The 25,717-nt window shown below is 62.8% G+C and carries 22 protein-coding genes and 2 pseudogenes; 11 read left to right on the forward strand and 13 right to left on the reverse strand.

Going from position 1 to position 25,717, the window contains the following annotated elements:
• The first annotated feature begins 60 nt into the window (after positions 1-60).
• The 6 genes from C3Y91_RS01060 to C3Y91_RS01085 are packed head-to-tail and all read left to right on the forward strand — an operon-like array spanning position 61 to position 5,838.
• Complete coding sequence (locus tag C3Y91_RS01060; protein WP_130698450.1) at positions 61-1,362, forward strand: carbohydrate ABC transporter permease; 1,302 nt, start codon at positions 61-63, stop codon at positions 1,360-1,362.
• Positions 1,363-1,364: 2 nt separating this feature from the next.
• Positions 1,365-2,207, forward strand: coding sequence for a carbohydrate ABC transporter permease (locus tag C3Y91_RS01065; RefSeq protein WP_027688801.1), 843 nt, complete (start codon positions 1,365-1,367; stop codon positions 2,205-2,207).
• Positions 2,207-3,262 carry an ABC transporter ATP-binding protein gene (locus tag C3Y91_RS01070; protein WP_168574889.1) on the forward strand — a complete coding sequence of 352 codons (1,056 nt, stop codon included), beginning with the start codon at positions 2,207-2,209 and terminating at the stop codon, positions 3,260-3,262. The genes C3Y91_RS01065 and C3Y91_RS01070 overlap by 1 nt, the downstream gene beginning before the upstream one ends.
• The gene (locus tag C3Y91_RS01075) at positions 3,262-4,041 is read left to right on the forward strand and encodes a glycerophosphodiester phosphodiesterase (protein ID WP_168574890.1); all 780 of its coding nucleotides are present in this window, start codon (positions 3,262-3,264) and stop codon (positions 4,039-4,041) included. Before C3Y91_RS01070 ends, C3Y91_RS01075 begins: the two co-directional genes overlap by 1 nt.
• On the forward strand, positions 4,025-5,029 hold the full coding sequence (locus tag C3Y91_RS01080; protein ID WP_168574891.1) for a LacI family DNA-binding transcriptional regulator: 1,005 nt from the start codon (positions 4,025-4,027) through the stop codon (positions 5,027-5,029). The genes C3Y91_RS01075 and C3Y91_RS01080 overlap by 17 nt, the downstream gene beginning before the upstream one ends.
• Positions 5,029-5,838 (forward strand): inositol monophosphatase family protein, encoded by an 810-nt coding sequence (locus tag C3Y91_RS01085; RefSeq protein ID WP_130801240.1) that lies wholly within the window; start codon positions 5,029-5,031, stop codon positions 5,836-5,838. Before C3Y91_RS01080 ends, C3Y91_RS01085 begins: the two co-directional genes overlap by 1 nt.
• A gap of 74 nt (positions 5,839-5,912) precedes the next feature.
• On the opposite strand, the gene C3Y91_RS01090 is transcribed toward C3Y91_RS01085, so the two are convergent.
• The 11 genes and pseudogenes from C3Y91_RS01090 to C3Y91_RS38645 form a co-directional block, all read right to left on the reverse strand.
• Positions 5,913-7,568 carry a GGDEF domain-containing protein gene (locus C3Y91_RS01090; protein WP_024320121.1) on the reverse strand — a complete coding sequence of 552 codons (1,656 nt, stop codon included), beginning with the start codon at positions 7,566-7,568 and terminating at the stop codon, positions 5,913-5,915.
• A 129-nt stretch (positions 7,569-7,697) separates the two neighbouring features.
• Complete coding sequence (locus tag C3Y91_RS01095) at positions 7,698-8,561, reverse strand: glycerophosphodiester phosphodiesterase (protein WP_024320122.1); 864 nt, start codon at positions 8,559-8,561, stop codon at positions 7,698-7,700.
• Between the two features lie 72 nt (positions 8,562-8,633).
• Entirely contained in the window at positions 8,634-9,728 is a 1,095-nt protein-coding gene (locus tag C3Y91_RS01100; protein ID WP_024320123.1) for an aminotransferase class V-fold PLP-dependent enzyme, read from the reverse strand.
• A gap of 11 nt (positions 9,729-9,739) precedes the next feature.
• Complete coding sequence (locus tag C3Y91_RS01105) at positions 9,740-10,522, reverse strand: ABC transporter ATP-binding protein (RefSeq protein WP_024320124.1); 783 nt, start codon at positions 10,520-10,522, stop codon at positions 9,740-9,742.
• A complete protein-coding gene (locus C3Y91_RS01110) occupies positions 10,519-11,304 on the reverse strand; it encodes an ABC transporter ATP-binding protein (RefSeq protein ID WP_130801238.1) in 786 nt (261 codons plus the stop codon). The genes C3Y91_RS01105 and C3Y91_RS01110 overlap by 4 nt, the downstream gene beginning before the upstream one ends.
• Positions 11,301-12,125, reverse strand: coding sequence for an ABC transporter permease (locus C3Y91_RS01115; RefSeq protein WP_027688792.1), 825 nt, complete (start codon positions 12,123-12,125; stop codon positions 11,301-11,303). Before C3Y91_RS01115 ends, C3Y91_RS01110 begins: the two co-directional genes overlap by 4 nt.
• Positions 12,122-13,111 (reverse strand): ABC transporter permease, encoded by a 990-nt coding sequence (locus tag C3Y91_RS01120; protein WP_130662998.1) that lies wholly within the window; start codon positions 13,109-13,111, stop codon positions 12,122-12,124. The genes C3Y91_RS01115 and C3Y91_RS01120 overlap by 4 nt, the downstream gene beginning before the upstream one ends.
• A 40-nt stretch (positions 13,112-13,151) precedes the next feature.
• Positions 13,152-14,762, reverse strand: a complete 1,611-nt coding sequence (locus C3Y91_RS01125) for an ABC transporter substrate-binding protein (protein WP_168574892.1) — start codon at positions 14,760-14,762, stop codon at positions 13,152-13,154.
• 122 nt (positions 14,763-14,884) lie between these two features.
• Positions 14,885-16,282: an LLM class flavin-dependent oxidoreductase gene (locus tag C3Y91_RS01130; RefSeq protein WP_130801237.1), complete on the reverse strand. Its 1,398-nt coding sequence runs from the start codon at positions 16,280-16,282 to the stop codon at positions 14,885-14,887.
• Positions 16,283-16,299: 17 nt separating this feature from the next.
• Positions 16,300-16,659: pseudogene (locus C3Y91_RS01135) on the reverse strand (ABC transporter permease); the annotation flags it as partial.
• A gap of 88 nt (positions 16,660-16,747) precedes the next feature.
• Positions 16,748-17,038: pseudogene (locus C3Y91_RS38645) on the reverse strand (ATP-binding cassette domain-containing protein); the annotation flags it as partial.
• A gap of 103 nt (positions 17,039-17,141) precedes the next feature.
• Between C3Y91_RS38645 and C3Y91_RS01145 the strand changes: the two are divergent.
• Together C3Y91_RS01145 and C3Y91_RS01150 are read left to right on the forward strand one after the other, a co-directional pair.
• A complete protein-coding gene (locus C3Y91_RS01145) occupies positions 17,142-18,188 on the forward strand; it encodes a substrate-binding domain-containing protein (RefSeq protein WP_027688786.1) in 1,047 nt (348 codons plus the stop codon).
• Positions 18,189-18,266: 78 nt separating this feature from the next.
• On the forward strand, positions 18,267-19,475 hold the full coding sequence (locus C3Y91_RS01150; RefSeq protein ID WP_130801233.1) for an acyl-CoA dehydrogenase family protein: 1,209 nt from the start codon (positions 18,267-18,269) through the stop codon (positions 19,473-19,475).
• Between the two features lie 79 nt (positions 19,476-19,554).
• Here C3Y91_RS01150 and C3Y91_RS01155 read toward each other — a convergent pair whose 3' ends face one another.
• Positions 19,555-20,772 carry an SfnB family sulfur acquisition oxidoreductase gene (locus C3Y91_RS01155; RefSeq protein ID WP_024320134.1) on the reverse strand — a complete coding sequence of 406 codons (1,218 nt, stop codon included), beginning with the start codon at positions 20,770-20,772 and terminating at the stop codon, positions 19,555-19,557.
• Positions 20,773-21,093: 321 nt separating this feature from the next.
• Here C3Y91_RS01155 and C3Y91_RS01160 point away from each other — a divergent pair, with 321 nt between their 5' ends.
• Positions 21,094-22,428 carry an LLM class flavin-dependent oxidoreductase gene (locus C3Y91_RS01160; protein ID WP_130829026.1) on the forward strand — a complete coding sequence of 445 codons (1,335 nt, stop codon included), beginning with the start codon at positions 21,094-21,096 and terminating at the stop codon, positions 22,426-22,428.
• Between the two features lie 40 nt (positions 22,429-22,468).
• On the opposite strand, the gene C3Y91_RS01165 is transcribed toward C3Y91_RS01160, so the two are convergent.
• Positions 22,469-23,512 carry a substrate-binding domain-containing protein gene (locus C3Y91_RS01165; protein WP_130674338.1) on the reverse strand — a complete coding sequence of 348 codons (1,044 nt, stop codon included), beginning with the start codon at positions 23,510-23,512 and terminating at the stop codon, positions 22,469-22,471.
• Between the two features lie 215 nt (positions 23,513-23,727).
• Here C3Y91_RS01165 and C3Y91_RS01170 point away from each other — a divergent pair, with 215 nt between their 5' ends.
• Positions 23,728-24,762: a Gfo/Idh/MocA family oxidoreductase gene (locus C3Y91_RS01170; protein WP_168574893.1), complete on the forward strand. Its 1,035-nt coding sequence runs from the start codon at positions 23,728-23,730 to the stop codon at positions 24,760-24,762.
• Positions 24,763-24,773: 11 nt separating this feature from the next.
• A complete protein-coding gene (locus tag C3Y91_RS01175) occupies positions 24,774-25,673 on the forward strand; it encodes a sugar phosphate isomerase/epimerase family protein (protein WP_018069353.1) in 900 nt (299 codons plus the stop codon).
• The last annotated feature ends 44 nt before the right edge of the window (positions 25,674-25,717 follow it).

Genomic DNA, 25,717 nt, shown 5'->3' on the forward strand with positions numbered 1-25,717 from the left:
CGAAGCACTCTTCCGGGCGGCGGCAGCGCCGCCCGGTCGGTCCGCGACGAGGGGGCTTCCATGAAATCGTCCAGAACGCTCGGACTGGTGATGATCGCGCCTGCCGCGATCATGATCATCCTCTTCTTCCTGATGCCGGTCGTTCTGACGGCGGTCTTTTCGATGACCAGCATGACGACGGCGACCGGCATATCAGGCGGTGTCTACCAGATCGCACCGAATTCCCTGATTGCGCTGAAATCGGCGCTGCCCGATATTGCCGCCGAAATGGCCGAACCGCGCTACACGATCGACGAGGCGGGGATCAAGGCTGTCGAGGGCCTCGGGCTGACACCGGGGATTGCCGCGGAATTGCGCACCAAACATGCAGGTGAGGTGTTCACCGCACGCCGCGACGTCGAGCGCATGATCAAGGATCTCGCCGACCGGCCTTCGACGCGCGATGTCAAGCAGATCTCCGAACAGTTCAACCGCTCCGTCCTCAACACCCGCTTCGACAGCAAGGAGCAGCTCTTTTCGGCGCTGGATAGTCTGGGTTTCAAACTGACAGCTGAGCAGAAGGAAACGGTCGCCAAGGCCACCTATACCGGCTGGGTTTGGACGACCGACAATTTCTCGCGCATGACAACCTCACCCGACATGGCGCGCGTGCTCTTGAATACCGTGCTCTACGTCGCGCTGGTGCTGATGCTGTTCAATGTCGGCTATGCGCTGCTGCTGGCCATCTGGACGCATTACATGCCGCCGACGCCAGCCTCGATCTTCCGCGGCATCTGGCTCCTGCCGCGCATCACCCCTGTTGTCATCTACGTCATGCTATGGAAGTGGCTTGCCTGGGATACCGGTTTCATTTCGATCCTGATGGGCAAGTTCGGCTATCCGCCAAAGAACTATCTTCTCGACAACGCCTATAACGCCTGGTTCTTCGTCGTGCTGATCAACGGCTTCATCGGCGCCTCGATGGGCATGCTGGTCTTCTCCTCGGCGATGAAGGCCATTCCGAAGAGCCAGTTCTATGCGAGCGAGGTCGACGGCGCCTCGCGCTGGCAGCAGATCCGCTACATCATCCTGCCGCAGATGCGCTGGCCGATCCTCTTCGTCACCTGCTACCAGACGCTGTCGCTGCTTGCCTCCTTCAATGAAATCCTGCTCGCGACCAATGGCGGACCGGGCAATGCGACCGAAGTCTGGGCGCTCTCTGCCTATCACACGGCGCTCAGAAACTATGCCGGCAACCTGGAATACGGGCTGGGTGCCGCCATGGCGCTGGTGCTCGTCGTCATCGGCGTGACGCTGTCGCTGCTCTATCTGCGCGTCTTCAACTACGGCACGCTTGTCGCCAAGCCCTTGATCGAGGATTGACCATGGCCGAACGATCGCAGCCCTCGGCAAATTACCGCAGCTGGCCGGTCATAACGGCGCTGACCATCGTCAGCCTGCCGCTGCTCCTGATGTATGTCTATCTCTTCCTCGACACTGTGACGGTCAAGCAGGCGGATGCGCTGCTGCCTTCGGGCTTGACGCTCGACCACTGGCGCTTCCTGTGGCAGACGACGGAGGGCAAGGCGAACATCTGGCAGGTGACTGTGAATACGCTGCTCTTTGCTGCCTGCACCACCAGCCTCGTGCTTATCGTCTCGTCGATGGCGGGCTATGTGCTGTCACGACTGAACGTACCGGCGCGCGGCTTCTTCCTTGCCGGCGTCATGGTGCTGCATGCCTTCCCGTCCGTGACGCTGATCATCGCCATCTTCATCGTGCTGCAGATGATCGGCCTCTACAATTCGCTGCTCGGCGTCATCCTGGTAAAGGCGGCGATCGACCTACCGCTCGGCATCTGGCTGATGAAGGGCTTTTACGACACAGTGCCGTGGGAAATCGAGATGGCCGGCGTCGTCGACGGCGCCTCGCGCTTCCGGGTCTGGCGCAGCCTCGTGCTGCCGCAGGTCAAGCCCGGCATCATGGCGCTCGGCCTGTTCTCTTTCCTCTCCGGCTGGGGCGAATTCATCCTGCCGCAGGTGCTGGCGCCTGGTAATCAGGTGCAGGTGCTTTCGGTCTATCTCGCGGCCTTCCTCGCCGACGATAACAATTATGACTTCAACATGTTCAAAGCGGTCGGCGTCTTCTACCTCGTTCCGGTGCTGATCGTTTACGCGCTCTTCAACAAATATCTCATGAACATCTATGGCGGCGGGAGCAAAGGCTGATGCGCATCCTCCTCGACAATTTTTCGAAGAGCTTCGGCTCCACCAAAGTCATCGAGAACATGACGCTCGAAGTCGGCAGCGGCGAGATGCTGGCGCTGCTCGGCCCTTCCGGCTGCGGCAAATCGACGACGCTGTTTTCCGTCTGCGGCATCCACCGGCCGAGCGGCGGGCGCATCCTCTTCGGCGACCGCGATGTCACCGATCTGCCGAGCCAGGCCCGCAATGTCGGCGTCGTTTTCCAGTCCTATGCGCTCTATCCGCACATGACGGTCACCGAGAACATCGGCTTTCCGCTGAAGGTGAAGGGCATGCCGGCTGCCGAGATCCGCAAGGAAGTCGACCGCATCGCTGCCCTCGTTCAGATCGGCAACCTGATGGGCCGCAGGCCGGCCGAGCTTTCCGGCGGCCAGCAGCAGCGTGTGGCCCTGGCGCGCGCGCTGATCCGCAAGCCGGATGTGCTGCTGCTCGACGAGCCGCTCGCCAATCTCGACGCCAAGCTGCGCCTCGAAATGCGATCGGAAATCCGCCGCCTGCAGCGCGAAACCGGTATCACCGCCATTCTCGTCACCCACGACCAGGTGGAGGCGATGAGCATGTGCGACCGCATCGCCATCATGAAGGAGGGCGAGATCGTCCAGATCGCCACGCCGGCTAAGATGTACAATGATCCGAAGACCGCCTTCGTTGCCGGCTTTCTCGGCAATCCGCCGATCACCTTCCTGCGCGGCGTCGTGGACAAGGGCGCCTTCACCATCCCGCAAAGCGAGATCCGCGTGCCGCTGCCTGTGACCATCGGCGCCGCCGAAGGTACCAAGCTGATGCTCGGCGTCCGGCCGGAGCATTTCACGCCGGCAGGCGACATTACCGTGCCGGGCAAGGTCACCTTTGCCGAAACGCAGGGCCGCGAGAACCTCTACGACGTGGCTCTTCCCGGTGGACCGCTGTTGCGTTCGATCCAGCCGGTCCGCAGCGATATTCACGTCGGCGACGACGTCCGCTGGGCGATCGACAGCCGCGGCGTATTCGTTTTCGACGAAAATGGCAGGAGGCTCTGATGACCCGCGATTTCTCGGCATTTTTCGAGCGTTACGGCTGGCCGTCGGGCAAGGGCCGGCTTCCCTTCTGCATCGGCCATCGCGGCGCCAGCGGCCATGAACGCGAAAACACCATCACCGCCTTCCGCCGCGCCGCCGAACTCGGGGCTGAGATGTGGGAGCTCGATACGCAACTGACCAAGGACGGCGTGGTCGTGGTCTCGCATGACGACCACCTCGAGCGCGTCTTCGGCATCGACCACCGCATTTCCGAGATGACGGCGGCGGAGCTTGCAGGGCTCGACGGCGTCGACGTGCCGAGTTTTTCGGAAGTTGCCGCTCTCGGCCGCGAGACCGGAACCGGTCTCTACGTCGAACTCAAAGCGCCCGGAACCGGCTTGCTTTGCTGGCGGCACCTTGCCGAGATGAACCAGCGTTTTGCCTGTCTCGGTTCCTTCGATACGGCTCAGGTGCGCGAACTTCGCGACGCCGCCTGCGATTTTCCGCTTTCCGTGCTGATCCGTGTCGGCCACGATCCGCATGCGCTCGGCGACGAGGCCGGCGCCGATATTCTGCATCTTTGCTGGGAGAGGGCAGGCGAGCGTCCGCAGGATCTGGTGACGGACGCGCTGATGCGCCGCGCCTTCGAGGAAGGCCGCGAAATCGTGCTCTGGCACGAGGAACGGCCGGCCATCCTCGCTGATATCATGAAACTTCCGGTTCTCGGCATCTGCACGGATCTGCCCGATCTGATGCGGCCCCCGGCAGGCAGGGAAAAAGCAGTTGGCAGACAAGGGTAAGGGACCGCGCAAGGTAACCTCCTTCGACGTGGCGCGCGTGGCCGGCGTCTCGCGCGCTGCCGTGTCGCGCGCCTTCACGCCGGATGCCAGCGTCTCGCCGAAGACGCGCGAAAAGGTCTACCAAGCCGCCAAGGAACTCGGCTACCGGGTCAACTATCTTGCCCGAAGCCTGACCAACAAACGCTCCGATCTCGTCGGCCTCGTCGCTGCCGGCCTCGACAATCCGTTCCGCACGCTGCAGATCGAGAATCTGGCAAGAGTGCTGCTCGCCCGCAATTTCCGCCCCATCCTGCTGCCAACCTCGCCTGAGGCCGATACTTCGACGGTCATCGGCCAGCTGCTGCATTACGCCGTATCAGGAGTCATTGTCACCTCGGACGCACCGCCGACCGAGATCTGCGAGCAGTGCGCGGCCGAGGGTGTGCCGATCGTGCTGATCAACAAGGGCAACGACATTCCCTTCGTCGACCGCATCATCTCCGACGACCGCATGGCCGGCCATCTCGCCGCCACCCACCTGATCGACAGCGGTGTGCGAAAGCCCGCCGTGATGGCCGCCCCTGCCATATCCTATACGGCGCGGCGGCGCAGCGAGGCCTTCATCGCACGCTGCAAGCAGTTCGGCGTCGAGGCGCAGTTTCTGCAGGTCAGGATCAACAACTACCGGAGCGGCTACGACGCTGCAGCCGAACTTGCCGCATCCGGCATCGACGGGCTGTTCTGCGCCAACGACTACATGGCCTGCGGCGTGGTCGATCGCATCATGCAGGGCCGCGGCCGCGAGGATGCGCCGCCGCTCTCCATCATCGGCCATGACGACATTCCTCAGGCGAGCTGGGCCGCCTACGATCTCACGACCATCCGCCAACCCTGCGACGTCCAGGCCGAAAAGACGGTCGACCTGCTGATGAGCCGCATAGTCGAGCCGGACCTGACGGCGCGTGTCGAATTCACGCCGGTGACACTGATCAAAAGAAGGACTGCGTGATGAATTCCGTATTCGATCCCGCCGCCATCCGCGCACGGGCGGAGGTCGCCATCACCGTCGCCCTCGAGGTCGGACGGGAGGTTGCCCGGTTTCGGCGCGACTCTGACCCCGGCTCGCTTGCCGTCGAGAACAAGGGATTGCAGGATTTCGTCACCATCGCCGACAGGAGGGCCGAGCAGGCAATACGCGACGGCCTACTCTCGCGTTTTCCTGATGATACGTTCATGGGCGAAGAGAGCGGCGGACGATCGGGCGAGGGCGGCACCTGGGTCGTCGATCCGATCGACGGCACGACCAACTATATCAGGGGCTTCCGGCACTGGGGCGTCTCGATCGCCTTCGTCGTCGGCGGAAAGGTGGAGATCGGCGTGGTCTACGACGCCGCCGGAGACAAAGTCTTTCACGCCGTGCGCGGCGGTGGCGCCTTCAAGGACGGGATTCCGGTCCGTGCTGCGGCGACCGCCGATCCGGCCAATGCTCTTGTCATTCTCGGCCATTCCCGCAAGACGAGTTTCGACGACCATCTCGCGCTCTCGCGGCGGCTCCACGAACGCGGCATGGATTATCGCCGCATGGGCGCGGCGGCGATTGACCTCGTTCGCGTTGCCGAGGGTGCTGCCGACCTTTATTACGAACGCCATCTCAATGCCTGGGACATGCTCGCCGGCGCGCTGATCGCCGAAGAGGCCGGCGCTGCGGTGGCGATGCCACCGGTAGACAAACTGCTTGCGCAGGGCGGACCCGTCATCGCCTACTCGCCGGGGCTTGCCGGCGAATTCGCCTTCATCCTCGACATCGAGGGGCTATAGATACACCTCTCCCACAGACGCGATCCGCCTGATTTGTGAGACTGCGAACTTTGCCCGAAGTTAGGGAACGCCTGTTACGCAACAACGCGATTGCGACCGGTCTTTTTCGCCGCATAGAGATTCTGATCGGCGATCGCCAAAATCTCGTTCGGAGACTTGGCAGACAGGGTACTGGCGAGACCTATGCTGATCGTGACGTGCAGCCCGTTGCAGATCTCAGACCAGTCCCATCGTTCAATGGCCGAACGCAGCCTTTCGCAGAGATCTGCGGCGCCTCGGGGAGCGCCGGCGAACAGGACGACGAATTCCTCGCCGCCAAAGCGAATTGCCTGATCGGTAATGCGTAGCTGGCTGCGCAATATGGTTCCAATGGCACCCAGGACCCGGTCGCCGATCATGTGAGAGAAGTTGTCGTTGATCGACTTGAAGTGATCGACATCCAGCATCGCGATGGAATATGGACGCTTCTCGGATGTCAGCGCTTTAAAGCGGCTGTCGAGATATTTGCGATTATAGAGCCCGGTCAGTGCGTCCAGATAGACGGCATTGGCAAGGATATCGGTTTGCTCCTGCAATTTCTGATAGGAGGCCTCCAGCGTGTCTGCGCGCTTCGACTCCGTTTCGGCAACTTCCTTGAACCGTTTGGTTTCATAGTAGATTTCGGCGAGACGTGCGCGTCGCTGCGTACTCTCGGCACTATTGCGCAGATAGGCTTGGTGGTATTTCTTATGTGCCTCCAGCGCCGGATCGAACTGCCCCAGCCCCTCATAGGCCTGCGACAGATAAAGATAGATCTGCACATAGGAATCGAAACTTCCGCCGGCGTCGATCAGCTCCACCGCCTCGAGCAGCGGCGACAGGGCTTCCGTAAATTTTCCGGAATTGTTGTAGATCTGGCCCAAAGTGTAGAGATATTGCTGCCTGTCCCTGACATAGCTGTTCTCTTGAAACAGCCGATAGCGGACCATGCACTGGAGCGCCTTCTCATGCTCGCCCAGGTGGCTGTAGAACTCGGCTTGGTTGCCGAGACAGAGGCGAGCGGCCCAGCTGTCGCCGATCTCGATTGCGATGTCGAGCGCCTGTTCGGTCAGTGCCAGCGCTCTGACCAGCATCTGGTGTTCTTCCTCCGGCTGGCCGAGCGCCCGCGCGATATATCCGCCTTCCGAATGAGCGCCGCCGAGATTGATGAGCCACCAGCATTCATAGTTCTTATTGCCAATCGATCTGGCGAGTTCGACAGACCTCTCGCTCATCAGGATGGCCCGGTCGGGCTGTTTGTTGCACCAGAAGATAATTCCGATGACGTTGGTGGCCAGGCTTTGTGCTTTCGGGTCCGCGGCCTTGTCGGCCAGATCCAACGCGCGGGTCGCTTCTTCGATTGCTTCCTCCGGCAAGCCCAGTTCCAAGAGCAACCATCCGAAATAGGCCCGGGCAACGGCTTCCTCTTTGCGCTCCCCGGTCAATTTCCAGAAGTCTATCGCCCGCCGGACATGCGTCAGTCCAAGTTCGGCCTTGCCGATTTGAAAACAGTACCAGGCAATATCCGTGTCGCATTGCGCGGCGAGCCGGTCGTCGCCCCGCGCCTTGGCATCAACAAGAATTTCGCCGGCCAGTGTAAGGGCCTCAACCGAACGGCCTGTACATCCAAGGTGCCACGCTTCCTGTAAGCTGGAATTTGCTTGTCGAGTATTTGCTTCGGCATCAACAACTTGCATATCGGACACCAACATTTGTCTGCTGGCTATGGATAGCATCAGAAGTTTAAAATGATGCAAACTGCAAAAAGCAGGCGACAAACCTGGAAACAGGGTATCGAAAGCCTCTCACACCTTTCGCCATCATGCTCCAACGTCCGCCGGTTAATCGGCCATGCGGCGGCGCCAGGCGCGTTCGGTCGCCGGTGCCTCGTCCGTGGTGATCTGATCCGGCTTCAGGGCCATCAGCGTCGAAAAGCCTAGCCATTCCTCTTCGCTGAAACCTGCCTCCGGATCCTTCAGGGTGAAGGTCCAGGCATCGACGCGTTTGCCTTCGTCCTGGCAGAGCGCGATCATGTCGAGGCCTTCATTGGCGGCACCAAGGATCAGCGGCCAGTGGAGATAGATCGTGTCCGGTTCGGTCGGGCCGCGCAGGTCGGCACGCAGTTCCGTCTCGACCGCCTTCCAGCCGTTGGCCTTTTTGATATCGTAGAGCTTGTCGGTCGGATCGATCCCTCGCAGAAGATGGGGAAGCTTCTCCTTGACCGCGACGATGAGGTCGAGGCTGCCGCCGCTGACGATCACCGAGGCGGCGATATCCTGGAAATGCGCGGCCAGATGCGCAATGCCCCTGGCGCCGATCGCTTCAAAGTCGTCCTTCATGTCGAATTGCAGCAGCGCGGCCGGGTGGGCCGATTGGAGCATGGCGGCGAGATCCTCGCTCAAGATCAGCGGCCGGTCGCCCTCCTGCATCCTGATAGCGGTGAGGTCACCGATGCTCTTCTTGCCGATCGCTCCCTGCCCAGTCGTTTCACCTTCGAGCTCCTCATCGTGCAGCACGACGAAACCGCCGTCGGCGCGGACGCGCAGATCGAGCTCCATCGAGGCGCCTGCTGCAAATCCCTCCGCCATCACTTCGGCTGAGAACAACGGATCGGCAAACCGCTTGCGCAACCGGTGCCATTTCAGGCGGGTGCGATGCCCCTCATGTGAAATCTCCAGGCCCTGCGCATCCAGCAATCTTGTCATCTGCACCAAGTCTCCGCGATTGCTACTCTCCTGCCTTGATGAACCATGATTATCAAGGGCCGAATACGGCTTTCATCGACTGTAGGCTGCGGATATTGCCTCCGAAGCGGCTGATATATCCGAGGGATGGCCTGCCTGCCTGAGGGCGGCGCCATACGCCACGACATTCGACAGCACCGTCTGGAATGCGGCGCGCGGACCCGTGTGGTTCAGCCGCACGAGACGGGCCGGCGCGGTTCCGACGCCTTCGGTCACCTCAACCCCGAGCTGCCCGGCAGCTGCGATCAGCGCGGCAGGCGCCAGCGCCTCCGGCACAGGCACGGCCGTGACCAGGTTCGACGCTTTTACTGCCGGCACCCAGGCTGGGGCTCCGAGTGCGGCAAGCCCCGCTCGTGTCGCCGATGCTGCCAGCGCATGGCGGGCGACGACATTTTCCAGGCCTTCAGCCTCGATGCGGTCAAGCGCCGCCTCCAGCGCGAAGAATTCCAGCGGCGGCGGTGTTCCCGGCAGGCCGCGTCGGCCGCCATCGACCCATGACTTCTGATCCGCCAACGACAATATCGAATCGCGCGCGGCGCCATCTCTGAGAATGAGATCCCAGGCGCGGCCGCTGACCGAGAGTGCGGACAGACCGGCCGGCCCGCCGAGCGCTTTCTGCGGGCCGATCACGGCGATGTCGATGCCGAGATCGTCGACATAGAGCCGGTGGCCACCGACAGAGGCGACCGCATCGACGACGGTGACGACACCGCGGGCACGCGCAAGCGCCAATATCTCCGGCAGGGGGTTGAGAATGCCGCTCGCGGATTCGGCATGAACCAGCGCGAGCACGTCGATCTTCGGACCCGTCTGGAGCGCTTTGGCGACTGCTTCGATCTCGATCGGAAGGCCCGGTTCGGCGACGATATCGGCGACCGCCGCGCCACCCCGCCGCAGCCATTGCCCGAACCAGCCGCCATAGGAGCTGGTGACGATGTTGAATGCTGTCAGGCCAGGGCGCGCAAGGCTCACCGCCGCCGCCTCGAGCGCCACCACCGCTTCTGCCTGCACCAGCAATATATCGTTGCGGCTGTGCAATATGCCGCCGATCCTGTCGGCGAGGACGGCGTAGCGCTCCGCGGGATAGGAGGGCACGCCATGCAGGGGATTCCAACCAAGATCGGGCATGGATACTTCCTTCAGCAAGGATCGGTCACGAGACGAGGGACGGCTGCAACGAGTGCGCGGGCGGCCTCCGATTGCGGCGCGGCAACGACCGCCGCTGCCGGGCCGGTCTCGACGATCCGCCCGCCATCCATGACGGCGATGCGGTGGGAGACGGCCCGGACCACGGCAAGATCGTGCGAAATGAACAGACAGGCAATGCCCTGTTCTTTCTGCAGATCGACCAGGAGCTCGAGGATCCGGCCGCGCACGGTCACATCGAGCGCCGAGACCGCCTCGTCGAGCACCAGCAGCGATGGCCGCGTCGCAATCGCCCGCGCAATCGCCACACGCTGCCGCTGACCGCCGGAGAGCGAACGCACCGGACGTGCGGCATGATCTGCGGTGAGGCCGACACGCTCGAGCAGCATGGCGATCTCGGCGGGGCGCTGGTTCTTCGCGGCGACGCCGTGGATGCGAAGCGGATCGTCGAGCACCGCACCGACGCTCGCCAGCGGATTGAAGGCCGCAAGCGGATCCTGAAACACCATCTGCATACGCGCCCGCCGGCGGCGCAAAGACGCGCTATTCAGCGCGAGCCAATCCTCTCCCTCGAAACGGATCGAGCCGGCATCGGCGCTGAGAAGCCGCAGCAGGATGCGCGACAGCGTCGATTTTCCACTGCCGGAGGCGCCGACGAGACCGAGCGTTTCCCCTGCCGCGATGGTGAGCGACACATGATCGACGGCAGCAACCTGGCGGCCTGAGGAAGAAAACCCTTTCGACAGGTTTTCGACGGAAAGCAGCATGTCGTTCATGACGCCACCTCTTCGATCAGCGGTGGCGTCGCGAGGTCGCGATGGCTGGCGATGAGGGCGGCGGTATAGTCGCTTTTCGGCGCAGAAAGCACCGAACGGACGGGGCCTGCCTCGACCAGCCTCGCATTGCGGAAAACGGCGATGCGATCGACAAAGCCGGAGGCAAGCGCGATGTCGTGGGTGATGAAGAGCAGCGTCAGGCCGTCCTCGCGCACCAGCCCGTCGAGCAGGCCGACGATCTCGGCCTGGACCACCATATCGAGCGCGCTGGTCGCCTCGTCGGCGATCAGCAGCGCCGGTTTCGCAGCGATGGCCGCCGCGATCGCCACGCGCTGGCGCTGGCCGCCGGAAAGCTGGTGCGGAAAAGCCCGCATCGCCTTATCAGGCTGCGGTATCCGCACCCGCCCGAGCAATTCCTCGGCCCTGATATACGCCTGTTTCCAGCTGAGGCCGAGATGGCGCCTGGCGCCCTCGGCGATCTGCTCGCCGATCGTCAGGACGGGGTTGAGGCTCGAGCCCGGGTCCTGGAAGACAAGGCCGAAATCGCGGCCCGGGCGGGGTGGATGCCCAAGTGCAGGCCAGAGCAATTCGCCCTGGACCTTCGCTCCCTCCGGCAGCAGGCCGGCAAGTGCTCGCGCGAGCGTGCTCTTGCCGGAGCCGCTTTCGCCGATGATCGCCAGCCTATCGCCGGCTGCGATATCGAGGTCGACGCGGTCGAGGGCGGCATTCCTGCCGCGACTATAGGTGACCGAAAGCTGCCGCAGGCTGCAGAAAATGCTCATGCCGCCCTCGCACCGTCGTCGCCAAGCGCCTTGCCGAGGCCTTCGCTGAAGAGATGGACGCCGAGCACGGTTACGGCCAGTGCCGCACCCGGTATGACGGAGAGATAGGATGCCGAACGCAACACGCTGCGGCCCTCGGCGATCATCGAGCCCCAGGTGGCGATATTGGGGTTGCCCAGACCCAGGAAGGAAAGTGCTGCTTCGGTGAGGATCGCGCCGGCGACGATGGTGGCGGAAAGCGCCAGCACCGGCGGCAGCGCGTTCGGCAGGATTTCCCGGAGGGCGATCTCGGCCGGATGCATGCCGATCACCCTTGCCGAGGCAACGTAATCCTGCTCGCGGATCGCCAGCACCTGCGCTCTCGTCAGCCGGGCCGGATCGGCCCAGGTGCCGAGCGCAATGGCAATGACGACGACAGGCGTCGACACCCCGATGGTGCTGACGAAGGCAAGGGCGAGCAAAAAAGCCGGCACGATCTGGAAGGCGTCGACAACCCGCATCAGCGCCTCGTCGACGAGCCCGCCGGCAAAACCGGCCGCCATGCCGACGCAGAGCCCCAGCACCATGGCCGAAAACGCTGCCGCCAGGCCGACGGCGAGCGAGGTTCGCGCGCCATAGAGCAGGCCCGCCAGGACGTCGCGGCCGAGCCGGTCGGTGCCGAGCGGAAAAGCCGGATCGGTGAATGGCGTCAGCAATGCACGGCCGGCAATTCGCAACGGATCGCCCGGTGAAAGGATAGGGGCGAGCAGTCCGGCCAAAATCAGGACGAGAAGGATCGCAAACCCGATCACACCTTCCGGCGTGCGCAGCAGGCGGCTCATGCACCGCCCTCCGAGGCGCCGATGCGCGGGTCGAGCGCGGCATAGACGAGATCGACGAGGAAATTGACCGAGATGACGAGGACGGCGCTGGTGACGACGATGCCCATTAACAGCGGCGCGTCGCGGCCGTTGACCGCCTCCTGCGCCAGCCGCCCGAAACCCGGGATTGCGAAGACGCTCTCGATCACCACGCTGCCGCCGAGCATCGCCGCCGATTGCAGCCCGAGCATGGTGACGAGCGGCAGCAGCGCATTGCGCGCCACGTGGCGCAGCACGATCCGGCTCCGCGATAGACCCTTCGCGCGGGCGAACAGCACGAAATCGAGCTTCCAGGCCTCGGCCATGCCACTGCGCATCACCCGCAGGAACAGAGCGAGATAGATCAAGGCGAGCGCGCCGACCGGCAGAACCAGATGGTCGGCGATATCAAGAGCGCGCGAAAATCCTGTGTTGCCCGAAGCGATCGTCTCGACGCCGGCGATCGGAAACCAGCGCAGCTTCACCGAAAAGGCGATGCTCAGCACCAGGCCGAGCCAGAAGCTCGGAATGGCATAGACGATCAGCGAACCGATCGACAGCAGCCGGTCACGCAGGCTGCCCGGCCGCGCCCCGGCGAGGATGCCGAGCGCCGAGCCGAGGCCGAAGGAGAGTGCGGTGGCGCTGCCCATCAGCAGCAGCGTATTGGGCAGGCGTTCGGCAATGAGCGCACCGACCGGCCGGCCGAAGGCGACCGACCAGCCGAGATTGAGCCGCGCCAGCGAGGAAAGATAGAGCCAGAGGCGGGCGAACATCGATTGGTCGAGGCCGTAGCTCTCGCGCAGCGACTGCCTAAGTGCGGCATCGCCGCCGCCGATCGAGCCGAGATAGGCGTCGACGGCATCGCCCGAGGCTGACTCAAGCAGGAAAAAGGTGAAGATCACCACGATCAGCAGCACCGGAATGCTGCTGATCGCCCTGCGCCTCAGGAGGATGATGGCTCGTTTCACGCCGGACAGGGCCTCTGGAAGAGAATTGCCGCCGATTCTATCACGATTGCAGCGCGGTATCGCCCCAGTTCGAGACAGCCCAGCGCGGATTGTCCGCGACGTTGAGCACGGTGTCGCGCGCAACAGTGATGAAACCCCATTCCGCGACGTTGATCAGCGGCAGGTCGGCGACGACGAGTTGCTGGAACTTGCGGTAGAGATCGGTGCGCGCCGCCGTGTCGATGGTTTCGGATGCCTGCAGGATGATCTTGTCGAGTTCCGGATTGACGTAGCCACCCTGGTTGGAGAAGGGCACGCCGGCTGGCGTACCGGACTGGACGAGAATGGTGGTGGAGATCGCCGGGTCGCCGCGGAAGACCGGCGGGCCGACGGCGAGATCGAAGTCGTGATCGGTATAAACAGCCTTCTGGTGCGCGGCCGCATCGGCATTGACGATCTCGGCATTGATGCCGATGACGGCCAGCGCCTGGCGAAGGTAATCGCCGAACTGGCGGGTTTCGTTGAAATAGGGCGCGGGGCGAAGCTTCAGCGTAAAGCGGTTGCCATCGGGCCCCTGCTTGTATCCGGCCTTGTCGAGAATGTCGTTGGCCGCCGCCGGATTGAAATCATAGGCCGCGACATCCGGCGTGTAGAACTGCGGCGCATTCTTCGGCACGGGACCGGTGGAGGCGGCGGCGTAGCCGAGGAAGATCGTGTCGACCACGAATTTCTTGTCGATTGCCTGGGCGATCGCCTGGCGCACCCTGAGGTCGGCAAGCTCCTTGCGGCGATGATTGATCTCGACGACGAGCTGGTAGGTCAGGGCCTCATAGCCCTTCGAGATCACCTTGATGCCGGCGACCTTCGAGATACGATCGAGATCGGCCAGCGGCACAGCCGAGAAGGCGGCAAGCTGGATTTCCTCGGCTTCGAGCGCCGAACCCGCTGCTTCACGATCGGGCAGCACGCGGAAGATGATCTCGTCGAGTTTCGGCTGGTCCTTGTCCCAATAATTCTCGTTGCGCGCCAGCCGGTAATATTCGCCGGGCTTGTGTTCGGCGAACTTGAACGGACCGGTGCCGACGAGCGTATTGTTGGCCGGGTTGGTGGCGATATCGGTCCCGTCGAAAATATGCTTGGCAACGACGCTTGTTACAACAGGCAGCGCGTTGCGGATCAGCTGGAACGGCGTCGGCTTGGAGAAGCGGAAGATGGCGGTGTAATCGTCAGGTGTATCGACGGCTTCGAGATTGGCAAAGACCAGGCGGCCGAGATTCTGCAGCGGCTTCCAGATGTTGAGTGCAGAGAAGGCGACATCGACCGAGGTGAACGGCTTGCCATCGTGCCAGGTGACGCCATCGCGCAGCTTGAAGGTGACGGAGAGGCCGTCATCCGAGCCCTCCCAGGAGGTGGCGAGGCGCGGCGAAAGCCCATCCTTGCCGTCGAACGACGCTTCGGCGAGCGGCTCGATCACCTTGCTTGCGACGAAAAAGACGCCGTTCGAGGCGACGATGGCAGGGTTGAGGTTCTTCGGCTCGGAATCGGCCGCAACGATCAGCCGGCCGCCGCTGGGTGCAGCCTGCGCAAACGCCTGCCGGGCGAGCGCCGTCGAAGCAAGCAGCAGGGCGGTGCCCTTCATCAGCGTGCGCCGCGAGATAGATGATACGGTCATGACCCCTCCTGATCGGTGAAATTCGGGTGCCCATATTCAGGGCGAAATGCAAATTGTCATAGAGGTTAGATTCGAATGGTTGGGCTGGGCGAGATATTTTTTGTCACCCAGCCATTATTCGCTCAGCCGTTGGCCGCGACACGGGCAGGCTCGGTGAAGAGATTACGATAAGCGGCACCCGGATGCGGCGCGACAAGCCGCGGCCCCGCTCCCCCGAGTTTTTCCCGCAACGTCCCCTTGGCGTAGTCGGTCTTGTAGACGCCGCGCTTTTGCAGTTCCGGCACCAGCAGATCGACGGCATCCTCGAAACTCTCGGGCGTCACGGCATAGGCGAGGTTGAAGCCGTCGACATCGGTGTCCTCGATCCATTCCTGCATCAGATCGGCGACCGTTTGCGGCGAACCGACGAAAACAGGACCGAAACCGCCGATGCCGACCCAGTCGGCCATTTCGCGCACCGTCCATTCCTTGGTCGGATCGATGGTGGTGAAGGTCTCGACAGCCGATTGCACCGCATTGGTATGGCGGTGCCGCAGCACCTCGTCCGGCCCGAACTGGCCGAAATCGATGCCGGTCCAGCCGGAGATCAGTGTCAGCGCGCCCTCGAAGGAGGCGTATTTGCGGTATTCGTTGAACTTCCGCTGCGCTTCCGCATCGGTTTCGCCGAGGATCACGGTCTGCAGGTTGAAGGCGAGGATTTCGCGCGGGTTGCGGCCGACCCGTTCGGCCGCCTCGCGGACATTGGCGACGTAACGCTTCAGCACCGCCTTCGACGGAGAGGCGACGAAGATGCATTCGGCATGGGCGCCGGCGAAATCCTTGCCGCGGCTGGAGGCGCCGGCCTGATAGAGCACCGGTGTACGTTGCGGCGAGGGTTCGCTCAAGTGAATGCCGGGCACATTGAAGTGCTTGCCGGAATGGCGGATCGGATGGACTTTTTCCGGATGGGTGAAGATACCGCTTTCCCGGTCGCGGACGACGGCGCCGTCTTCCCAGCTTCCCTCCCAGAGCTTGTAGCAGACCTCGAGATATTCCTCGGCGAGATCGTAGCGGTCATCATGCTTCGTCTGTGCCGGCTGGCCGATATTGAGCGCGCCGCTGTTGAGGTAGGAGGTGACGATATTCCAGCCGACACGTCCCTTGGTCAGGTGGTCGAGTGTCGAGATGCGGCGGGCGAAGGTATAGGGATGCTCGAAGGAAAGCGACGCCGTCAGGCCGAAGCCGAGGTGCTCGGTCTCGTAGGCCATGGTGGGGATCAGCTGCAGCGGGTCGTTGACCGGCACCTGCGCCGAATGGCGAAGTGCGGCATCGACATTGCCGTTCAGCACATCGTAGACGCCGAGCACGTCGGCGATGAACAGCCCGTCGAACTTGCCGCGCTCCAGCGTCTTTGCCAGATGCACCCAATAGTCGAGATCCTTGTAGGTCCAGGACTTGTCGCGCGGATGGCGCCAGAGCCCTGGCGACTGGTGTCCGACGCAATTCATGTCGAAGGCGTTCAGCCTGATTTCGCGGGTCATGTCTTTCTTCCTTGGAATTAGGGATTGCTGCGGCCGAGGCCGTAGGTCAGCGCTAAGGCTCCGACGAGCACGGCGCCCTTGACGAAATCCTGGGTGTAGTAAGGGGCGTTCAGCATGGTGAGGCCGTTCAGCAGCACACCGACGAAGACGGCGCCGGCAATGGTGCCAAGCACGTTTGGACGTCGCAGCTTGAAGACGGCAAAGCCGATCAGTGCTGCGGCAACCGAATCCATCAGCAGCGAGCCGCCGGAGGAAATGTCGCCGCGCCCGACGCGGGCGGCAATCACGATGCCGCCGAGCGATGCCAGCGTGCCCGATATGACATAGGCGAGCGTCTTCAGCCGCACGGTCGAGGCACCGGCAAGCCGGGTCGCGACCGGTGGCGACACCGGCCCTAGCCGCTTCGGCCGGGCTACGCGGCGCAAAGGCGCGGCCATCGAGCCGAACCATGCCGCCATCGGCCGGAAGCACGCCGGAAAGGATCTTGACCAGCGTCGATTTGCCCGCGCCGTTTGCGCCCATCAGCGCCACGATCTCGCCGCGCTCCATAGAAAAATCAGCGCCGGCAAGCGCCCGCGTCGACCCGAAACTGCGGGTGATATTTTCAATGTGAAGAAGCGGCATCGACAAAGGTCCGGGACTGCAATCGAAGCCGGAGTGTGCCCTGTCCGGGCGGTCGAACTCCAGGCACGCCTTTCCCCCGCGAACTGCCCTCGGGAAACAAAGAATCTCCCGCAGCCCATAAAATCGGATCATTTACTCTACTAAAAACATAGAGATTATATCTAATAATCCGACGCGTCGCGAGGGCTTCCAGACCTGTCAGACGACGCTCCCGATTGCTAGAAGGAACGCGACGATGAAATCCCTCGCACGGCTCGCACTGTCTGCCGCCGTCATTCCGTTCATTTTCATTCAAGGCGCAAAAGCCGACGGTCTGTCCGGCGCTCCTGCCCCTTTCGACAAGGGCGGCGTCAAGGTCGCGCTGATCAGCTACATCTCGGCGGGCGATTTCTTCCAGGCCTATCAGGCGGGGGCTGAAGCCCAGGCCAAGGCGCTGGCTATCGACCTGCGCATCTTCCCCGGCCGGCAAGACGCCGCCGAGCAGCGCGAGCAGATCCTCCAGGCGATCAATCTCGGCGTCTCCGGCATCGTCATCGACCACGGTCTGCCTGAATCGCTCGGCGACGTCGTGCAGCAGGCGCTCGACAAGGGCATCAAGGTCGTGGCCTTCGACGTCAACCTCAACAATCCCAAAATTCCGCAGGTGGAGCAGAGCGACCACGAACTCGCATCATCGGCGCTTGAACAGGTGGTGAAGGACAACGGCAACAGCTTCAGCGCCGGTTATGTCTATGTTGCGGGCTTCGCGCCGCTCGACCGCCGCAACGAGGTCTGGGACAAGTTCAAGACGGACAATAAAGGCGTGGTCGAAAAGGCCCGCTTCGGCAATGTCAGCGACACGACGGCGACTTCGACCGCCGATCAGGCGAAGGCCGTGCTCACTGCCAATCCCGATATATCGGTCGTCTTCGCCCCCTATGACGAATTCGCTCGCGGCGTGAAGCTCGCCGCCAACGATCTCGGCATCGCCAAGAAACTGAAGATCTATTCGGCCGACGTGTCGACGGCCGATATCCAGGAAATCACCGAGGAAGGCAGCCCGTGGGTTGCGACCGTCGCGACCAATCCTGCCGTCGTCGGCGCCGTCTCCATTCGCGCCGCAGCCCTCGAAATCGCCGGGCAGACGGTTCCCCACCAAATCACCGTGAAGCCGACGCTTCTGACGCAGGAGAGCCTGCGTGCAGCCGGCGTCAAGACGATCGAGGAACTGGCCGAAAAGATCCCGGCCTTCAGCACGAGCGATGCGGCGACCGCCAGCTGGATCCCGGACAAGCTGTTCTGAGACCTCGCACTTCGATCCTTCCGGCGGAAGCGTGTGGCTCCCGTCGGATCATCTTTTTGGAGAATTGGAGTTCCGCCCATGAGCCAATCCAATGTCGTCTTCGCGGCCAGCCGCAACCCGACGCGCGACGACCTCTTTGCCCGTGCGGAGGATATCTCTGCCGACCTTTCCAGGCGCGCCGCAGACCTCGATCGCGAAGGCCGACCGCCGCTTGGCGAAATCGTCAAATTGAAGAATGCCGGCCTGCTCAATGCGCTGCATCCCCGTGAGATCGGCGGCGGTGGCCTCGATTGGGTGGACGGGCTGAGGCTGGTGCGCATTCTCGCCCGTGGCGAGAGCTCGATCGGCCAGCTGCTCGGCTACCACTATGTCAACAGCCAGTACATCTATTGGGCGCTTGATGCCGCCCGCGCCCATGCGCTGGGTAGCGATACGGTCGCCAGGAACCTCTATTGGGGTGCGGCCGTCAATCCGCGCGATCCCGGGCTGGTGCTCACCCGTCGCGGCAATGGCTATGTGCTGAACGGACGCAAGTCCTTTTCCACGGCGGCTCGGGTCTCCGATTACATCAATGCCAATGCGACGCTCGACGACAAGATCGCCGGTTTCGCCGTGCCGACCAATCGTCAGGGTTACGTCGCCAATGACGACTGGGACAATATCGGCCAGCGCCTGTCCGACAGCGGCAGCGTCGAGTTCCGCGACTTCCCGGTCTACGAGGAGGACTTCGTCGGCGCGCCGGCAGCAGCCGACGCAGCGCCGCCGGTGCTTTCGACCTTCAATACGCCGTTCATCCAGCTGGTCTTCGTCAACTTCTATCTCGGCACCGCCGAAGGCGCGCTGCAGGCTGCCGTCGACTATGTCCGCACCACCACCCGGCCGTGGATCACCTCCGGCGTCGAGCGTGCGGCGGATGATCCTTATATCCTCGAACGCGTCGGCGAATTCACCGCAGCTGTGAAGGCCTCGGCAGCCCTTGCCGACAATGCGGCATCAGCCGTGCAGGCGGGCCTTGCCCGCGGCCGCGATGTGACGGCGCGCGAGCGCGGCGAGGCGGCGGCGGAAGCCTATGCCGCCAAGGTCCACGCCACCCATGTCTCGCTCGACATCACCTCGCGCGTCTTCGAGCTGACGGGCGCGCGCTCGACGGCCGACAAATACCGTTTCGACCGTTTCTGGCGCAATGTCCGCACCCACACTCTGCACGATCCGGTCTTCTACAAGGCGAAGGAAGTCGGTGAATTCGTGCTGAACGACAAGATACCGGAGGTCAGCCTCTATAGCTGAGGCGCCACGCTGTCATCGAAAGCAAAAACCCCACTGCCGGCCCCGGCGGTGGGGTTTTCGGTTGGAAGACGGAGAGATTTCAGAGTGCGCCGTTCTTCGGCGGTGTCACACCGTTCAAATGGTAGTTGCCGACGACGTGATATTTCCAACGCACGGGATCATGCAGCGTATGGGTGCGGGCATTGCGCCAGTGGCGGTCGAGGTTGAGGCCTGTTTGTACCGACGAGGTTCCGGCAAGCTCGAAAAGCGTGTTCGAGGCCTCGAGTGCCACTTCGGTCGTCAGCACCTTCGCCGCAGCGACCGCCAGCGTCGCCGCGATCACCTTTTCCTCCGTCGTCTCGACCTGCGCGGCATCGACCTTGTGGCCGGCGCGCTCCACCAGAGCCGTTGCGGCTTCCAGCCGGATGGCGATCTGGCCGACTTTGGCGATCGTCAGCGGATCGTCGGAGGCACGCTCAAGGCCGCTATCCATCCAAGGGCGCGATTTCGTCCTGACGAACTCCAGCGTTTCGGCAAAGGCCGCCCGTGCGATGCCGAGATCGACGCCGGCATGGATGATCTGACCAACGGAACCGATCGTCGTCGGCCGCTCGAAGCCCTTGTGATGGAAGACCACGGAATCGGCGCTGACATAGACATTGTCGAGGATCGTCGTGCCGCTGCCGGTGGTGCGCTGGCCAAAACCGTCCCAGTCGTCGACGATCTCGACACCTTCGGTGCCCTTCGGCACGAAGGCCATGGTCAACCGATCCTCCGGATCGAGCGCAAAGATGGTGATCCAGTCGGCGAAGAGGACGCCGGTCGAATAGAATTTGCGCCCGTTGATCCGGTAACCCGGACCGTCGCGGCTGATGCGCGTATTGTAGTGGCCGACCGTCTTGGTGCCGCGCTCGGAAAGCGCATTGCCGAAACGATCGCCGGCCAGCACGCGGCTGAAGAAATAGCGCTGCTGCTCCTCGCCGCCGTCGGTTCTGAGCGCCTCGAGAATATAGAAATGGTTCTGCGGGATCTGGCCGATCGAGCCGTCCGCCTCCGACAGGATCGCGGTGATCTCGGCAAGCACGGCGTTGGAGACGTCGAGCCCGCCATATTGCGAGGGCACGGTGATCGCCAAAAGGCCGGACTGGGCGATGAGATCGAGTTCGCTAAACGGCAGTATCCGCTCTGCGTCACGCTCGGCGGCGCGCGCGGAAAATTGCGCCGCCAGTCTGCGGGCAGTGGCGATCGCCTCCTCGTCGCTGCCGATACGGTCGGCCACGGGCCGGATCTGGTCTGCTTGCCTCAGCACGGTGTTCATCGATGTCTCCATTTCTGACGGCCCTATCGGTGAAAGAAATCAAGCGTCGAGATAAGAGTACAAATTCTATAGATGTGATAGAAAATGAAAAGTGTTTGCTTATCGGCTTCTGACTGCCGCGATTAGTGTCTCAGACGGGCGGTTCTGCGAAAACGTGGCCGGAAAAGCACCGAAATCGCTACCGGAAATTAGCTGAGCCGGCCTCGATTTGAATTCGTCGAGTTCCTACGTAACCGATATCCGATGCGTCGCTGCAGCGGCTTCAGACAGAACGCCCAATGCGGGGCAGGCGGCCGCCTTGCCCGATCCATGAGGAAAGTCATGACCCCACGGCAGTTGCGCCTCGGCGCCTTCATGCGTCCCGTCAGCCTGCATACCGGCGCGTGGCGCTATCCCGGCTCTTATCCCGACGCCAATTTCAATTTCGCGCATCTGAAGTCCTTCGCGCAGGCGCTGGAGCGGGCGAAATTCGATGCGTTCTTCATGGCCGATCACCTTGCCGTGCTCAACATGCCGGTCGAGGCGCTGCGCCGCAGCCACACCGTCACCTCCTTCGAGCCCTTCACGCTGCTGTCGGCGCTGGCGGCGGTGACGGAGCGTATCGGCCTCGTCGCGACCGCCTCCACCACCTTCGACGAGCCCTACCACATCGCTCGTCGTTTCGCCTCGCTCGACCATATCAGCGGTGGCCGCGCCGGCTGGAACATCGTCACGACGTCCAACCCCGACGCCGCGCTCAATTTCGGCCTTGACGAACATGTGGAGCACGGCGAGCGGTATCATCGCGCCCGGGAATTCTACGATGTCGTGACCGGGCTTTGGGACAGCTTCGCCGACGATGCTTTCCTCCGCGACCGGGAAAGCGGCCTGTTCTTCGATCCGGAAAAGATGCATGTGCTCGGTCACAAGGGCGAGGAACTGAGCGTGCGCGGGCCGCTCAATATCGCCCGGCCGCCGCAGGGCTGGCCCGTCATCGTCCAGGCCGGCCAGTCTGACCCCGGCCGCCAGCTTGCCGCGGAGACCGCCGAAATGGTCTTCTGTTCGCCGCGCGATCTGGCCGCCGGCAAAGCGCTTTATGCCGATATCAAGGGTCGCATGGAAGCCATCGGCCGCAACCGCGACCATCTGAAGATCCTGCCCGCCGCCTTCATCATCGTCGGCGACAGCATCGACGAGGCCCGCGCCAAGCGCGCCACCCTCGACAGCCTGGTGCATTACGACAGCGCCATCGCTTCGCTTTCGATCGCGCTCGGCCATGACGCTTCGGGCTTCGATCCCGACGCACCACTGCCGGCCGATATTCCCGACACCAATGCCAGCAAGACCGGTCGCGCCCAGGTGCTGAAGCTTGCGGCGGAAGAAAATCTGACGGTGCGCCAGCTGGCGCAGCGTTATGGCGGTTATGCCGGCCTTGCCTTCGTCGGCACGCCGGCCAGCATCGCCGACGAGATGGAGCGCTGGCTTGACGAGGAGGGTTCGGACGGTTTCAACATCGTCTTTCCCTATCTGCCGCAAGGTCTCACCGACGTCACCGAACGGCTGGTTCCCGAACTGCAGCGCCGCGGCCTGTTCCGCAGTGAATATGAGGGCACGACGCTGCGCGAGCATCTCGGATTGCCGCGGCCGGAGAACCGGTTCTTTGCATCAGGTACATGAGGGGGCTCGCTTCTGCTTTCCGGAAACAAGCCGATAGCGCTCAGGCCATGACCCCAACCCGAAACGCGTCGCTTTCGCCCGGCATCAGTTCGAGGGGCCAGATGATGTTGCGCTCGCCTCCCGGATGGAAATCTCGATAGGCCGGCATGTTGGCGAGAAGCATCCGGCCGAGCGCGACACCGAGATCGTAGAGCGAGATGCGGAAGCAGCTCAGCGACGGCTGCAGGAAACGTGCGCGCGGAGCGTCGCGGAAGCCGATCACCGCAAGGTCGCGGCCGGGCATGACGCCGGATTCCATCAGGCGGCGGTAAAGGCCGATCGCCATCAGCTCGTAGATCAGGATCACCGCCGTCGGCCGCTCTTCGAGCAGCAGCAGCTCATGGGCCGCCTGATAGCCGCCCTGTTCACTCGACTTGACGCGAATGACGAGCGAGGGGTCGAAGGGAATATCGTGGCGCTCGAGCGCGCGGCGATAGCTGTCGATAAAGAGATAGCCGAGGTTGGCCTCGCTCGATGGCGCGGTGATCGCGATCCGGCGGTGGCCCAGCGTGATCAGCCGCTCGACGGCATGGTCGGCCACGCCCTCGAAATCGAGATCGATCCAGGGGAAATTGCTGGCCGAAAGGCTGCGGCCGAGCGCGACGAAGGGGATCTTCGCCCGCGATAGAAAGTCGATGCGCCGGTCGACGCGCCGCGTGTCCGAGATGATCATCGCATCGACGATGCGCCGCGCCACCATCCGCTTCAGATATTCGTGCGGGTCCTCGTCACTCGGGCAGGGCAGCATGATGAGGTCGAGCTTGTGGCGGGCAAAGACGCTCTGCAGGCCGCTGGTGACGCCGAGGAAGAAGTTGTCGGCGTTCTCGACCGTCTCCTTGCTGGATTCGATCATCAATCCGATGACCTTCGTCTCCCCCTGCCTCAGGCTCCGCCCAGACTGGTTGGCGACGTAGCCGAGTTCCTCGGCTGCTGCCAGCACCCGCCGGCGGGTTTCCTGATTGACATCAGGCTTGCCGTTCAGCGCGCGGGAGACCGTGCCGATCGAGATATGCAAGTGTTCGGCAAGCTGGCGAATCCCCTTCATCGCTGACGATTTTCCCGGGAGCATGATGCCGAAAAGTGTGCGCGGTTTTCGGACGACATCATGCTCCATTTCTATAATTCAGATCCGTCCGGATCTGGGCCCGTAATTTCCCATTTGGCGTCTATTGACACCGTAAAATGTTTCCGCATACAGTCGTAAACGTTTACGGAGTGCGTGTCACGAGGAGAGTTGACACCATTCCCCTGGAGGAAATCGTGAAATTCAGTGCCATTCTGTGCGGGTGCGGAGCTATGTCCAAAGGTTGGTTGCGCGCCATCGCTTCCAACCCGCTGCTGGCCGACTCCATCACCATCGTCGGCCTTGTCGACCTGAGCCGGGAGACGGCGGAAAAGCTTGCCGCGGAGTTCGGCCTTGAAGGCGCCGTCATCGGTTCGGACCTGTCCGACGTCATGGCGGCCACAAAGGCCGACCTGGTCTTCGATATCGTCATTCCGGCCGCGCGCTACGACGTCGTTTCGACGGCACTCAAAGCCGGCTGCCATGTGCTCAGCGAAAAGCCGATGGCCGCATCGCTTGCCGAGGGCGCTGCGCTGGTCAATCTTGCCGCCGAGACCGGCCGCATCCACGCTGTCATCCAGAACCGTCGCTTCATATCAGGCGTCAGGCGCCTGCGCCGCTTCGTCGACAGCGGCGCGATCGGCGAACTCACCGGCATCCATTGCGACTTCTTCCTGGCGCCGCATTTCGGAGGCTTCCGCGAAGAGATGGACAACGTCCTGCTTCTCGACATGGCGATCCACACCTTCGATGCGGCGCGCTACGTCGCCGGCCGGAAGCCGCTTGCCGTCTATTGCGTCGAGCGCAATCCGAAGGGTTCGTGGTACCGGCACGGCGCCTCGGCCAATGCCATCTTCGAATTTTCCGACGACATCGTCTTCACCTATCGCGGCTCCTGGTGCGCCGAGGGCGAGCGCACCAGCTGGGAAAGCCAATGGCGCCTCGTCGGCTCGAAGGGAATGCTCACCTGGGATGGCGAGGAGAGTTTCAAGGCGACTGTCGCCGGCGAAGAGCCCGGCCTTTTGCGTGGGCACGCTGCCGTAAACGTTCCCGGTCCGCAACATGACGAGGAAACCCATGGCCATGCCAGCGTCATCGCCGACTTCATCGCGGCGATCGGCACCGGCAGACGGCCCGAGACGGTCAATTCCGACAATATCCGAAGCCTTGCCATGGTCTTCGGCGCGATCGAAAGCGCCAAGACGGGCAAGCGTGTCGAAATTTCAGCATAGGATGAACTGACGTGAGCAACCCTGCCAAATCCATTCGCATCGGCACCATGGTCAGCGGCAACAAGGGCGATGCCGCTACCCGCATCGGCGAGATCGCCGAAATGGGCTTTGAAAGCTTCGAACCCTTCTTCTGGCAGACGACCAAGGGCCAGGACCTTGCCGAACTCGGCAAACGCTGCCTCGATGCGATCGGCGACCGCGACATCACCATCTCGACGCTCGGCATGTTCGGCAATCCGCTGGAAGAAACCGAAATCGACCTCGAGACGCTGCAGGGCTGGAAGAACTGCATCGACAATGCCCATCACTTCGGCGCCACCTGCGTTGCCGGCTTCACCGGCCGCATCCGCGGCAAGCCGCTGACCGACAGCCTGCCTCGCTACAAGCAGGTCTGGAGCGAGCTTGCCAAGCGCGCTGCCGACAAGGGCATCAAGATCGCCTTCGAGAATTGCGCCATGGACGGCAATTGGGCAAGCGGCGACTGGAACATCGCCCACAATCCCGATGCCTGGGAACTGATGTTCAACGAGACCCCGGATGATAATATCGGTCTGGAATGGGAGCCGTGCCATCAGATGGTCTATCTGATCGATCCTTTGCCGCAGATCCGCAAGTGGGCGCACAAATTCTTCCATGTCCACGGCAAGGATGCGACCATCCGCTGGGAGGTCATCAAGGAACACGGTATCTTCGGCAAGGAGAAGTTTGTCTTCATGCGCACGCCGGGCTTCGGCGACAGCAACTGGACCGACATCATTTCCGAGCTGCGCCTTGCCGGCTGGTCCGGCTCGATCGACATCGAAGGCTGGCATGACCCGGTCTATCGCGACGCGCTTGAGATGACTGGTCAGGTTCACGGGCTCAACTATCTGAAGAAGTGCCGGGGTGGAGATTTCGTTGTTGATCCCTGATCGACCGCCTAAGCTATTGCCACCGGGCTGGGAGGCCCGGCGGC

Origin of the sequence: Rhizobium ruizarguesonis (assembly GCF_012349115.1) — a bacterium.
GTDB classification, from domain to species: domain Bacteria; phylum Pseudomonadota; class Alphaproteobacteria; order Rhizobiales; family Rhizobiaceae; genus Rhizobium; species Rhizobium ruizarguesonis.